Origin of the sequence: Cellulophaga omnivescoria (assembly GCF_027915275.1) — a bacterium.
GTDB lineage: Bacteria > Bacteroidota > Bacteroidia > Flavobacteriales > Flavobacteriaceae > Cellulophaga > Cellulophaga omnivescoria.
Map to the genome: position 1 here is coordinate 2021250 of NZ_CP115819.1, position 12981 is coordinate 2034230.

Here is a 12981-nt window from a genome sequence, read left to right on the forward strand (position 1 = left end):
ATTATTATTTTTTTTAGGTAAAATAGTGCTAATAGGTGTGTTTTTGTTAGTTATATGTAATTTATATCTTTTGTAATGCCTACTTTTTAAAGTTAACTTATAGCTTAGTTTGTGTTGCTAATTTTGGTGCTATGCTGTTCACTTGATTAAAAAATTGTAAATTTCGCCTAGAATTTAGTTTTTATGCAAAGAGCAGCTTTATTTCTTATGATATTTCTTTGCGTTTCTTGCGATTTTTTTGATTCTAGAGCAGAAAAAACTCAGAAGATTATTAAGCAAGAAATGGAGGGTATTAATTGGAATGCTATAGATCAATTTCCGTTGTTTGAAGGGTGCGATGAACTTGCTTCGAAAGAAGTACAGAAAAAATGTTTTGAAGAAATGTTATTGTTGCATTACTCAGAAATACTAGGAGATTTTGAGTTTGTTTTAGATAGAACCATTAAAGATACCATACGTATTGATGTGTTAATAGATAGTAAGGGAGAAATTTCTGTTTTAGATATAGAGCAAGATTCAATTATTACTAGTCAAATACCAGGTTTTAATGGTATAATTTCTCGTGGTATTAAAAGCCTACCAAAATTAAAGCCCGCTTTAAAAAGAGGAATACCGGTAAGGGCCAAATTTAGAATTCCTTTAGTAATAAATACCAAATAAAAATAGTGGCTAAAGAAAGAATTATATTAGGTGTAGATCCTGGTACAACTATTATGGGGTTTGGCCTTATAAAAGTGGTGGGTAAAAAAATGGAGTTTTTGCAAATGAATGAACTTTTATTACAGAAGTATAAAGACCCTTACACCAAACTTAAACTTATTTTTGAGCGCACTATAGAGCTTATAGATACGTATCACCCAGATGAAATGGCATTAGAGGCTCCTTTTTATGGCAAAAATGTACAGTCTATGTTAAAATTAGGCCGTGCACAAGGCGTGGCAATGGCAGCAGGTTTGTCTAGACAACTAGTAATAACGGAGTATATGCCTAAAAAAATTAAAATGGCAATTACGGGTAATGGTAATGCAAGTAAAGAACAGGTGGCTGGTATGTTAAAAAGTACTCTAGGGTTAAAAGAATTACCAAAAAACTTAGATGCCACAGATGGTTTGGCAGCAGCGGTTTGCCATTTTTACAATAGCGGAAAAATAGAAACAGGTAAAAGTTACTCTGGTTGGGATTCTTTTGTAAAGCAAAACCAAAATAGGGTAAAAAAATAAAAAAATGGCAGGCATTTATATACACATTCCCTTTTGTAAACAGGCTTGTCATTATTGCGATTTTCATTTTTCTACCACTATGGGGAAAAAAGATGAGATGCTAGAGGCAATTGCAAGAGAGCTTGTTTTGCGTAAAAACGAGTTTTTGCTAACCAGTGTAGAAACTATTTATTTTGGTGGTGGTACGCCTTCTGTTTTAAATGCGAATGAAATAAATAGGCTTATCAAAACAGTTTACGAAAATTACAATGTTGTTAAAAATCCAGAGATAACTTTGGAGGCTAATCCGGATGATTTATCTACTTTAAAAATAGAACAACTTGCGGCATCAAAGGTAAACAGGCTTAGTATTGGAGTGCAGTCTTTTTTTGAAGATGATTTACGACTGATGAATAGGGCGCATAATGCTTATGAAGCAGAGAGTTGTATAATTGAAGCGACAAAGTATTTTTCTAATATTTCTATAGATTTAATTTACGGTATTCCAGGAATGAGCAATGATAAATGGATGCAAAACATACACAAAGCGTTATCTTTTGGTTTGCCACATATTTCTAGTTATGCACTTACAGTAGAGCCAAAAACTGCTTTAGAAAAATTTATTAAAAAAGGAGAAATAGCTCCTGTAAAAGATAGTGTTGCTCAAGAACATCATAAAATTTTGGTAAAAGAATTGGCTAAAGAGGGTTTTGTAAATTATGAGTTTTCTAACTTTGGAAAACCAGATTTTTTTTCTAAAAATAATACTGCATATTGGTTGGGTAAAAAATATATTGGTGTTGGGCCTTCTGCACATTCTTTTAACGGGGAAAGTAGGAGTTGGAATGTGAATAATAACCCCAAATACATAAAAGCATTAGTGCAAAATAAGCTGCCACAAGAGATAGAAAAATTGTCTGTAGTGGATAGGTATAATGAGTATGTTATGACTGGTTTAAGAACTATTTGGGGTGTTTCACTACAAAAGGTACAGGAAGATTTTGGATTAAAATATGTGAGTTATTTAGAAAAAGAGGCAAATAAAAAAATTGAAAAAGGTTTGTTGCAACTTAAAAATAATACACTTTTAGTAACAGCAAAAGGTAAATTTTTAAGTGATGGTATAGCAGCAGATTTGTTTATTATTAACTTATAAATTAATATAGAAAGAGATTCATGAAGGCAGTTATTACAGTAAGAACAAAAAAATATTCAATTAATTTAAATGATGCATTAGATATTAGTATGCCTTTAAAAGGGGATAAGTCTAATGTAAATGCTTGGTATGTTGGTGCGCCAGTTATAGAGCCACATACAGATGGTGATTTTGTTGGTTTGGTAAGTGAGGGTTCATCTGTAAACTTTAAAAACATAACGTTTAATCCGCATGCACACGGTACGCATACAGAGTGTGTGGGGCATATTACAGAGGAATTTGTGTCTGTAAATCAAAAATTAAAACAATTTTTCTTTTTGGCAGAAGTAATTACTATTGCACCAGAAAAAATAGGAGACGATTTTGTTATTTCTAAAAAGCAATTGCAATATGCTTTAGGTAAAAAAAAGAGAGAGGCTGTTGTTATTCGTACAATTCCTAATTTAGAAGATAAAATAGGAGCGCAATATTCTAATACCAATCCACCTTACTTGTTAGAGGAAGGAGCTGTTTTTTTAAGAGAAAAAGGAGTAGAGCACTTGCTAATAGATTTGCCATCTGTTGATAAGGAAAAAGATGATGGTAAGTTAGTTTCTCATAAGGCATTTTGGAATTTTGAAGGTAAAATTAGAGAAAATGCCACTATAACAGAATTTATATATGTTGCTAATACTATTGAAGATGGTACATATTTTTTAAATTTGCAAGTAGCTCCTTTTGAGAATGATGCAAGTCCTAGTAGGCCTGTTTTGTATAAAATTGAAGAGTAAAACAGTATTAAATAGTGCTGTTTTGTAACGTATAAAATAAATAATGGATAGTTTAATAGAGGTTTTTTTAGGGTTAATTTTAGGGGCTATACTTATGTATTGGGTGTATTCCTTTTTTAGAACTAAAAAGACCAAAGAAGTTACACATACACAGTCTACTGTTTTATTAGAAAAAATAAAAAGGGTTTGTAAATTAATATCTGTAGAAGGAGATTTTGCAGAAGTATACCAATACCACAATACCAAAGAGCATTTTATGAGTTTGGTAAGTAGTAAAAAAAAGGCATTAGTAATTATAAATGCTAAAGTGCAAATTGGGTACGATCTAAAAAAAATTCTTTTAAATGCAGATGATAGTAAAAAGAGAATTATACTCAAGAATTTTCCAGAGCCAGAGGTGTTGTCAGTTTCTCCTGAGCTTCAGTTTTATGATATTAAAAACGGATTATTTAACTCGTTTTCTCCAGAGGATTTAACTAATGTGAATAAAGAAGCAAAGGAGCATATTTTAGAGAAAATACCAGTAAGTGGTTTAATGGATACGGCCCGTAAAGAAGCGTTAGAGGCAATACTTTTAATAGAGTCTATTGTAGAAACTATTGGGTGGACGTTAGATTATTCTGCGTTAAAAATTGAAAATAAACAAGAGGTAAAGCAAATAGAAAAGGAAATAAATAAATAGTGTTTTATGAGCGTAAATAATTTTGAATCAGCATTTGTGCATAACGTATATTTTTGGTTAAAAAATCCGGATAGCGAAGATGATAAAAAAGCTTTTGTAGCATCATTACGCAAGTTTTTAAATGCTTCTAAATATGCAAATACTAATTTTATAGGTGTACCGCCAGCAGCTACTAGAGATGTGGTAGATGGTAGCTTTACGTTTAGTTTGTTGGTGTCCTTTACATCAGCGGAAAACCAGCAGAAATACCAGGATGAAGAGGCACACTTAACTTTTATAGAAGAATCTGCTCATTTATGGAGTAAGGTTGTGGTATATGATTCTACAACAGTTTAAACTTGCTGTGTATGAATGTAGAAGAGGTTAGGGCATATTGCATTTTAAAAAAAGGAATTACAGAAGAGTTTCCTTTTGATGAGCATACTTTGGTATTTAAAGTTGTGGGTAAAATGTTTGCCTTGTTACCGTTAGAGCGCTTGCCACCTCAAATTAATTTAAAGTGTAATCCTGAACTTGCATTGGAGTTAAGAGAAAAATATGATGGTGCAATTACTCCCGGTTTTCATATGAATAAAAAACACTGGAATACAATACTAATAGAACGTATTTCTCCTAGTTTACTAAAAGAACTAATAGATCATTCATACAATTTAGTAGTATCTAAACTTACCAAAAAACAACAAACAGAGTTAGCTAAGCTAAAGGAATAATATTTTTTTAGTTACATAATACATTACGCACCACTACATTATTTTTATGAAAGAACTTATTGAATTTTACAAACAAAATATTACTAACTACAAAGAAGAATCTGCAAAGGTTAAATCTAAATTATTACTGTCTAGTTTGTTAAGGTTGGCGGTATTTTTATTAGCTGGTTTTGGTATTTATTTTTTTATAGGAAACACCAAAGCAGTAATGGCGGTTATTTTATTGGCTATAGTGTTGTTTGTGTTTTTGGTGTCTAGACATTCAGATTTGCAATATGTGTATCATAAATTTATGGCACTTATAAAAATTAATGAAATTGAGATTGATGTTTTGCATCGTAAATTTCATAACCTTCCAGATGGAGAGGAATTTGCAGATCCGCTTCATTTTTATAGTCAAGATATAGATTTGTTTGGTAAAGGTTCTTTTTACCAATACAGTAATAGAACTGCTTTGGAGCAAGGTAGTGAGGAGCTGGCTAATCAATTTACGGCAAATGATATAGATAATATAGCGCAAAAACAAGAAGCGGTAAAGGAGTTGGCTTCTAAGCCAAAATGGAGGCAGGAGTTTGCTGCAATAGCTACGCTTGTAAAAGCAGAGGTGTCCTATAAAACAATTGTTTCTTGGATGCAGAAACATACAGCTTTTATCCCTGGGTTTATGAAGTATATACCAACAATTTTTACGGTAGTTTCTGTACTGTTTTTTGTGTTGTATTTTATGGGGTTTATTTCGGGCTTTTTAGTTGCTGGTTGGTTTTTTCTTGGACTATTTATTACAGGGTTTTACTTTAAAAAAGTGAGTAGCTTAGCTGCGGATATGGGTAAAATACAGAGTACTTTTCAGCAGTATCAAAAATTAATTGTAGAAATAGAAAATGTAGAGTTTGTCTCTGGTTTACTTAACGAAAAAAGAGCGGTTGTTGTTGCTAATGGTAAAAAAACGTCTGCAGTGCTGCACGAGTTTTCTAGAATTTTAGGAGCTTTAGAGCAGCGTAATAATATGATTTTTGGTTTTCTTGGAAACGGATTTTTATTGTGGGATATTCATCAATCTTATAAAATTGAACAATGGATAAAGTTGCACGGAGGTTTAGTGCAAGATTGGTTTAGTGTTATAGCTTTTTTTGATGCATATAACAGTTTAGGTAATTTTGCGTTTAATAATCCAAGTTATGTGTATCCTACAATTGCTGATAAAGGTAAAGTGCTACAGGTTAAAAATGCGGCACATCCATTATTAGATCCTGCAAAAAGTATAAAAAATGATATCACTATTAATAATGCGGAGTTTTTTATAGTAACAGGAGCAAATATGGCAGGTAAGAGTACTTTTTTGCGTACCGTTTCATTACAAATTGTTATGGCAAATATGGGGTTGCCAGTTTGTGGTACTGCAGCGGAATATTCGCCTATTAAATTAATTACAAGTATGCGTACAACAGACTCACTTACAGATGATGAGTCGTACTTTTTTTCTGAGTTAAAACGATTAAAGTTTATTGTTGATGAAATACAAAACGATCGTTATTTTATAGTTTTAGATGAAATTTTAAAAGGAACAAATAGTACAGATAAAGCTATTGGTTCTCGTAAATTTGTAGAGAAGTTGGTGGGGTCACAATCTACCGGAATTATAGCTACTCACGATCTTAGTTTGTGTAAGGCTGCAGATGAGTTGCCAGGTGTTAAAAACCACTACTTTGATGCAGAAATTATTAATAATGAATTGCATTTTGATTACAAATTTAAAAATGGTATTTGCAAAAATATGAATGCCTCATTCCTGCTTAAAAAAATGCAAATAGTAGATTAAAAGTAAACCCTAACAAAAGGCATTAATGCATCTGCATAAATGCTTTTTTCTTCATCATACAAAACATCATAACGAACACCAAAAGTTACATTTTGGTTACTGTATCCTACGCCTAAAAATAAGGCGGAATTCCAGTAATTATCTTCTGTAATGCTGCCATTTACGCCAAAATCACGGTTTATTCGCATTTGTTCAAACTCTGCAGATAGCTGTACGGCTGGTACAATATTAAATAACGTTAATGCGCTAGCGCCGTAAGCGGTAAGTTTGTGATCTCCAAATTTAGAGTAGTTAAAATTTAAGCTTGTACCAACAGCAAACATTGGATTAACCTGGTAAATAGCACTTGGAGATACGCTAGCGTTAAAGCTGTCGTTTCCAAATCCAATGCCTAAACCACCTCCAAAACGCACGTTTTCCCAAAAGTTAGCTTTGCTTGTACTAACCTGTGCAGTTGTAGTATTGCTTGTAAAAGCTGTTATCAAGACACTTAAAATCAATAATTTTGAAAGGAAATGCTTCTTTTTTCTCATTCTTGTTATTTTTTTACATTATTACGCACTAAGATATGCTTATAAAAGCTAAAAGTTGTATTTTTGAATAAATTTTGTTCACAAGACAGAGAATAATTTCAATGGATAAATATTCGTTTTTAAACGCAGCGCATACATCATTTTTTGCGACTTTATATGATAAATACTTAATTAGCCCTGATAGTGTAGAGCCTAGTTGGCGTGCTTTTTTTCAAGGTTTTGACTTTGGTCAAGAGACAGCACTAGAAGAGTTTTCTGAAAATGGACCGGCAATAGAAGCTGCAATGCCGCAGTCTTTACAGAAAGAATTTAAAGTAATTAAGTTAATAGATGGGTATAGAAGTAGAGGGCACTTGTTCACTAAAACAAACCCAGTTCGTGAAAGAAGAAAATATACACCAACATTAGAGTTAGATAATTTTGGATTGTCTAACGAAGATTTAAGCACTGTTTTTACAGCAGGAGAAATTCTGGGTATTGGAGCTGTTTCTTTAGAGGAAATTATAAAACACTTAAAAAGCATTTATTGTGATGCTATTGGTGTGGAGTATATGTACATACGTAAACCAGAAAGAGTAGAGTGGATACAAAACTGGTTAAACGTTAATGATAATCACCCAAAATTTAATGCTGACAGAAAAAAACATATCCTTAAAAAGTTAAATCAAGCTGTTTCTTTTGAGAGCTTTTTGCATACAAAATATGTTGGGCAAAAGCGTTTTTCTATTGAAGGTAACGAGTCTTTAATTCCTGCTTTGGATGCCGTTGTAGAACGTGCAGCAGAAATGGGAGTAGAGCAGTTTGTTATGGGTATGGCTCACCGTGGAAGGTTAAACGTACTTACCAATATTTTTGGTAAAGCTGCTAAAGATATATTTAGCGAGTTTGATGGTAAAGATTACGAGCAAGAGATTTTTGATGGTGATGTAAAGTATCACTTAGGGTGGACATCTGAGCGTAAAGCTAGTAATGGCAATAGAATAAAAATGAATATTGCGCCAAACCCATCTCACTTAGAGACTGTTGGTGCGGTTGTAGAAGGTATTGCTAGAGCTAAACAAGATGCTCATTTTCCTGAAGATTTTTCAAAAGTATTGCCAATTGTTGTGCACGGAGATGCTGCCATCGCAGGTCAGGGCTTGGTGTATGAGGTAGTTCAAATGGCTAATTTAGATGGTTACAAAACTAACGGTACAATACACATTGTAGTAAATAACCAAATAGGCTTTACAACTAATTATTTAGACGCAAGGTCATCTACTTATTGTACAGATGTTGCTAAGGTGACTTTAAGTCCTGTATTGCACGTAAATGCAGACGATGCAGAGGCTGTTGTACACGCCTCGTTATTTGCGTTGGAATATAGAATGCGTTTTAATAGAGATGTATTTATAGATTTATTAGGTTATAGAAAGTATGGGCATAATGAAGGTGATGAACCTCGTTTTACTCAGCCTAAGCTGTATAAAGCTATATCTAAACATAGTAATTCTAGAGATATTTATGCAGAGCGTTTGCTTGCAGAAGGTGTTATTGAGAAAGGATTTGTAAAAGAATTAGAAGATGAGTATAAGGCTTCTTTAGAAGAAGAATTAGAAGACTCTAGAAAAGAGGATAAAACAGTTATTACGCCTTTTATGGCAGACGAGTGGAGTGGCTTTGACTCTGTTAGGGAGTGGGAGATGATGGAGGCTGTAGATACCACTTATGATAAAGACAAATTAACAGAAATTGCTAAGGTGATAACAGAATTACCTGGTGATAAAAAGTTTTTGCGTAAGGTTGAAAAGTTGGTGAAAGATCGTAAAAAAATGTTCTTTGAAACTGACAAGTTAGACTGGGCAATGGGTGAGCTTTTAGCTTACGGTACATTGTTGCAAGAAGGCTTTGGTGTTCGTATGTCTGGGCAAGATGTAGAAAGAGGTACTTTCTCTCACCGTCATGCGGTTATGAAAGTTGAAGAAAGTGAAGAAGAAATTATATTGTTAAACCACTTGTCAGAGGAACAAGCCAGATTTCAAATTTACAATTCGTTGTTGTCTGAATATGGTGTTGTTGGTTTTGATTATGGTTACGCTATGGCTAGTCCAAAAACACTTACTATTTGGGAGGCGCAATTTGGTGACTTCAGTAATGGTGCTCAAATTATGTTAGATCAGTACATTTCTGCTGCCGAAGATAAATGGAAACTTCAGAACGGATTAGTAATGTTGTTGCCACACGGTTATGAGGGGCAGGGTGCAGAGCATTCTTCTGCACGTATGGAAAGATATTTGCAATTGTGTGCTAGAGATAATATGTACATTGCAGATGTGTCTACGCCAGCACAAATGTTCCATATTTTACGTAGGCAAATGAAGGTTAATTTTAGAAAGCCTTTAATAATATTTACACCAAAAAGTTTATTAAGACATCCAAAAGCTGTTTCTACAATTGATGAGCTTGCTAACGGAACTTTTCAGGAGGTTTTAGATGATACTACAGCAGATGTAAGTAAAATTAAATCGTTAGTTTTCTGTACGGGTAAATTTTACTATGATTTGCTAGCAGAAAAAGAGGAGCAAAACAGAGAAGATGTTGCTTTGGTAAGAGTAGAACAATTGTTTCCGTTACCAACAGAAAAAATAACAGAAATTATTAGCAAGTATACTAATGCAGATGATATTGTGTGGGCACAAGAAGAACCAAGAAATATGGGAGCTTGGAGTCATATAATGATGCATTTTGCAGATGCTAATAAATTAAGAGTAGCGTCTAGACGTTTTTATGCTTCGCCAGCAGCTGGTAGTGCAGTACGTTCTAAACGTAGACACCAACAAGTAATAGATTATGTCTTTGATAAAACCAAAGACAATATGACAAAAAGATAAATACAATAACACATCAAATAAAGTAGGATGATTTTAGAAATGAAAGTCCCTTCACCGGGAGAATCGATAACCGAAGTGGAAATAGCTGAGTGGCTAGTGCAAGACGGAGATTATGTAGAGAAAGATCAAGCTATTGCAGAGGTAGATTCAGATAAAGCTACCTTAGAACTTCCAGCAGAAGTAAGCGGAGTAATTACATTAAAAGCAGAAGAAGGTGATGCTGTTGCAGTAGGTGCCGTTGTTTGTTTAATAGATACATCTGCTGCAAAACCAGAAGGTGCAGATGATGCTCCTGCTAAAGAAGAGAAAAAAGAAGAAGCAGCACCAAAAGCAGAAGCTCCTAAGGCTGCTGAAACAACTAAGACATACGCAACAGGAACAGCGTCTCCTGCAGCTAAAAAAATATTAAGTGAAAAAGGAATTGAGGCTTCTGCCGTTAAAGGTACTGGTAAAGATGGTAGAGTAACTAAAGATGATGCTGTAAAAGCAGTGCCATCTATGGGAACGCCAACTACAGGAGGTAACCGAGGAGAAACTCGTTCTAAATTATCAATGTTACGTCGTAAGGTGGCAGAGCGTTTGGTTTCAGCTAAAAATGAAACAGCTATGCTTACTACTTTTAACGAGGTAGATATGTCTCCTATTTTTGCATTGCGTAGCCAGTATAAAGATGACTTTAGAGCTAAACACGGTGTTGGTTTAGGTTTTATGTCTTTCTTTACTAAGGCGGTTGTACGTGCATTAGAGATGTACCCATCTGTAAATGCAATGATAGATGGTAAGGAAATGATTTCTTATGATTTTGCAGATATTAGTATTGCAGTATCTGGACCAAAAGGTTTAATGGTTCCTGTAATTAGAAATGCAGAAAACTTAACTTTTAGAGGTGTAGAAGCAGAGGTAAAGCGTTTGGCTATTAGAGCTCGTGAAGGTGAAATTACTGTAGATGAAATGACAGGTGGAACATTTACAATTACCAATGGTGGTGTTTTTGGTTCTATGTTGTCTACACCAATTATTAACCCGCCACAAAGTGCTATTTTAGGTATGCATAATATTGTAGAGCGTCCAATTGCTAAAAATGGTGAGGTTGTAATTGCTCCAATTATGTATGTTGCTTTGTCTTATGATCACAGAATTATAGATGGTAAAGAATCTGTTGGTTTCTTAGTTGCTGTTAAAGAAGCATTAGAGAATCCAGAGGAATTATTAATGAATAATGATGTTAAGAAGGCGTTAGAAATGTAGTCTTAAATCTAGAGATAAAAAAAAGGGCTGAAGTTAAACTTCAGCCCTTTTTTAATGCTTTTTTTTTAATTACATCCCATGTCAGATTTGGATTCGCTATCTGCATTTGGGAAACAATTTCCAGAAGGCAGATTTTCTGGAGTGTATCTTTTAAGATTGTTGTCGTAAAGTCCGTTTTCTATAAAGGCAGTTAAATCATCAACTTCTTCTGTTGTTAAATTAAGAGGTGCAAATTCTGATGCTAATTGACTTTTAGGAACATTACTGTTTTCTGGTATAGCTTTGTTTTTGTATTCTATAACTTCTTTTATAGACGTAAAGTTTCCTCCATGACCAAAATGAGATACATCTTTTAAGTTGTATAAAGATGGTATTTTAAACTTGTAATTATCTTCTTCTTTTCCTGTAAAACCACCTCTGCCTTTTTTTGTAGCTTCATCAATACTAATGTGTGAGCTGTTTGGATCCAAGTCGTTCATTCCTAAAGCATAAAACCCTGTTTTGTTTAAGCCTGGTCCGTTGTGGCATTTATAGCATTCTGCTTTGCCAAAAAATAAGTTAGCGCCACTTATTTCTTTAGGGGATAATGCAGCTTCATTTCCTTTTAAAAACTCTTGAAAAGGAGCTTGGTTTGCAAGCACTGTACGCTCATAGGTAGCAATGGCTAAGCCGGCAGTTATGGTTGTGTATCTATTTTCTTCTGGGGTGTTAGGAAAAGCAGCGTCAAACATACTTTTGTATCCGTTGTTGTTTAGGAAGTTGGTGTCTATTAAAAGCCTGTGAACACCCAGGCCAGCAATAGCTTGTATCTCTACGCCTTCAAAACCTAAATTATTGCGTTCTTTGGGAGTGCCAGCTGTCCAGCTACTTTCGGTACCTGTATTTTCTGAGGTTCCTCCAAACTGTCCGTTCCATAACATTACTTTTTGGTATGCAGTGTTTAGTATGCTTGGAGATTTTATGGGTTGTACATCTAAATCTTCTTCTAAATAATCTACAGACATATGTCTAGATTCTCCTTTTGCTCCATAGCCAAAACCACCTTCACCAATACCTTGTATGTTGCCGCTTTGGAAACCTGCCGCTGCGTGGTGGCAACTAGCACATGAGTAAGTGTTGGTGCCAATTTCTTTTATTGGGTTTAAGGCTAAGCCTGTTTCGTGAAAAAGTAATTTTCCTAAGGCAACTTTTTCTGGAGTAAGCGGGTTTTTAGGATCACTAGGAATATTGCTTAAATTTGTTTCTTCTGGTAATTGTAGTGTTTCTAGTGAGCCATAAAGAGTTGTAATTTTCTCTTTTAAAATACTTGTTTCTGCTTTTTGGTAGTTGTTGTCGTCATTAGAACAACTGGTTGTAAATAAAATGCCAATTGCTAGTATGCAATATAGATTTATTTTAGATGTAGACATGGTTAGAATGTTTTGCAAACAAAAGTGTGTTTTTGCTAAAACATAACATTAAAAAATCGGTACAATACTAATAAATAAGATATTTGTTATTTACAGCTTAAGATAAACACATTTTTTGTTGTAGTCTATAATAGCTTTTGTCTTTTTTAATATGTCTGCTCCAATAATACCATCTACTGGTAATGCATTATGGTTAATAAGAGCCTGGTTAACGTGTACCAAATCAAACAAAACAATTTTTAATTTTTTGTATTTCCAATCTCCAATTTTTATGGTGTTGTTAGAAGAGATTAATGTTTCCATTTCTGTAGCACCAGCACCAGCAGCTTTTATTTCTGAATCTTCAGAGGTAAGCTTAAAGTTTTCAATTTTATCTATACCTATGCAGGTGTTGGAGGCTCCTGTGTCTAAAATAAATTTCCCGGCTACATTGTTAATCTTAGCTTTAATTTCAAAATGATTAGTAGGAGTTAATGTAAGTTTAATTTTGGTGTAATCTTTTTGAAGCAAGAATTTTTTTAAGCTAGACATATATTCAATTTTAGTGCAAATATATATCAATCTTTATCAGAAAAGATAAAATCA

At 33.8% G+C, this 12981-nt stretch carries 13 protein-coding genes; 10 read left to right on the forward strand and 3 right to left on the reverse strand.

Going from position 1 to position 12981, the window contains the following annotated elements; genetic code table 11:
* The first annotated feature begins 207 nt into the window (after positions 1-207).
* Genes PBN93_RS08965 through PBN93_RS09000 form a run of 8 tightly spaced genes read left to right on the forward strand, consistent with a single transcriptional unit; the run spans position 208 to position 6336 of the window.
* A complete protein-coding gene (locus tag PBN93_RS08965; protein WP_245799597.1) occupies positions 208-660 on the forward strand; it encodes a hypothetical protein in 453 nt (150 codons plus the stop codon).
* A gap of 5 nt (positions 661-665) precedes the next feature.
* Positions 666-1220: a crossover junction endodeoxyribonuclease RuvC gene (ruvC, locus tag PBN93_RS08970; RefSeq protein WP_077401678.1), complete on the forward strand. Its 555-nt coding sequence runs from the start codon at positions 666-668 to the stop codon at positions 1218-1220.
* A gap of 4 nt (positions 1221-1224) precedes the next feature.
* Complete coding sequence (gene hemW, locus PBN93_RS08975; protein WP_077401681.1) at positions 1225-2355, forward strand: radical SAM family heme chaperone HemW; 1131 nt, start codon at positions 1225-1227, stop codon at positions 2353-2355.
* A 20-nt stretch (positions 2356-2375) separates the two neighbouring features.
* Entirely contained in the window at positions 2376-3125 is a 750-nt protein-coding gene (locus PBN93_RS08980) for a cyclase family protein (RefSeq protein ID WP_077401684.1), read from the forward strand.
* A gap of 43 nt (positions 3126-3168) precedes the next feature.
* A complete protein-coding gene (locus tag PBN93_RS08985) occupies positions 3169-3807 on the forward strand; it encodes a DUF4230 domain-containing protein (RefSeq protein ID WP_013621383.1) in 639 nt (212 codons plus the stop codon).
* Positions 3808-3813: 6 nt separating this feature from the next.
* On the forward strand, positions 3814-4143 hold the full coding sequence (locus tag PBN93_RS08990) for a Dabb family protein (protein ID WP_077401687.1): 330 nt from the start codon (positions 3814-3816) through the stop codon (positions 4141-4143).
* An 11-nt stretch (positions 4144-4154) separates the two neighbouring features.
* Complete coding sequence (locus PBN93_RS08995) at positions 4155-4517, forward strand: MmcQ/YjbR family DNA-binding protein (protein WP_077401690.1); 363 nt, start codon at positions 4155-4157, stop codon at positions 4515-4517.
* Positions 4518-4563: 46 nt separating this feature from the next.
* Entirely contained in the window at positions 4564-6336 is a 1773-nt protein-coding gene (locus PBN93_RS09000) for a MutS-related protein (protein WP_077401693.1), read from the forward strand.
* Here the strand turns inward: PBN93_RS09000 and PBN93_RS09005 are convergent.
* On the reverse strand, positions 6333-6869 hold the full coding sequence (locus PBN93_RS09005) for an alpha-ketoglutarate decarboxylase (protein WP_077401696.1): 537 nt from the start codon (positions 6867-6869) through the stop codon (positions 6333-6335). The genes PBN93_RS09000 and PBN93_RS09005 overlap by 4 nt on opposite strands.
* 101 nt (positions 6870-6970) lie before the next feature.
* On the opposite strand from PBN93_RS09005, the gene PBN93_RS09010 reads away from it, so the two are divergent.
* Positions 6971-9739 (forward strand): 2-oxoglutarate dehydrogenase E1 component, encoded by a 2769-nt coding sequence (locus PBN93_RS09010; protein WP_077401699.1) that lies wholly within the window; start codon positions 6971-6973, stop codon positions 9737-9739.
* 27 nt (positions 9740-9766) lie between these two features.
* Entirely contained in the window at positions 9767-10987 is a 1221-nt protein-coding gene (gene odhB, locus PBN93_RS09015; RefSeq protein ID WP_077401702.1) for a 2-oxoglutarate dehydrogenase complex dihydrolipoyllysine-residue succinyltransferase, read from the forward strand.
* Positions 10988-11052: 65 nt separating this feature from the next.
* On the opposite strand, the gene PBN93_RS09020 is transcribed toward odhB, so the two are convergent.
* Positions 11053-12396 carry a cytochrome-c peroxidase gene (locus PBN93_RS09020; protein WP_077401705.1) on the reverse strand — a complete coding sequence of 448 codons (1344 nt, stop codon included), beginning with the start codon at positions 12394-12396 and terminating at the stop codon, positions 11053-11055.
* A 90-nt stretch (positions 12397-12486) separates the two neighbouring features.
* Positions 12487-12927 (reverse strand): retropepsin-like aspartic protease, encoded by a 441-nt coding sequence (locus PBN93_RS09025; RefSeq protein WP_077401708.1) that lies wholly within the window; start codon positions 12925-12927, stop codon positions 12487-12489.
* Positions 12928-12981: the final 54 nt, after the last annotated feature.